This is a genomic window from Nocardia aegles (assembly GCF_052545135.1).
Genome location: NZ_JBQWRI010000069.1, coordinates 1 through 440, shown reverse-complemented (window position 1 = coordinate 440; position 440 = coordinate 1). Strand labels below are relative to the sequence as shown.

Annotated in this window: 1 protein-coding gene; it reads right to left on the bottom strand. The window is 63.2% G+C overall.

What is annotated here, in order from left to right; genetic code table 11:
- Window positions 1-440: condensation domain-containing protein (locus tag ACT89H_RS29490; protein WP_445111940.1), on the bottom strand; the 440-nt coding region annotated here is incomplete at both ends.

Below are 440 nucleotides of genomic sequence, written 5' to 3'. Positions count from 1 at the left end.
ATATCCGAACTGCCCGACAACCGAGCCAGCAACACCGCAAACGCCGCATGCACCACCATGAACAACGTCGCACCATACGCACGCGCCAACCCCACAAGTCCCGCATGCGTCACCGCATCGATCTCGACACCCACCCGCGCACCCGCCAACGACGCCACCACAGGACGCGGCCGATCCACCGGCAACTCCAACAAATCCGGCAACCCCGCCAACTCACCACGCCAAAACGCGATCTGCTGCGCCGCGATCGACGCCGGATCGTTCTCATCACCCAACACCACACGCTGCCACAACGCGTAATCCACATACTGCACCCGCAACGGCAACCACCCCGGCACCACACCCAACGAACGCGCCCCATACGCCACCATCACATCCCGCACCAACGGACCCATCGACGACGCATCCGCCGCAATATGATGCACAACCACAGCCAGCAC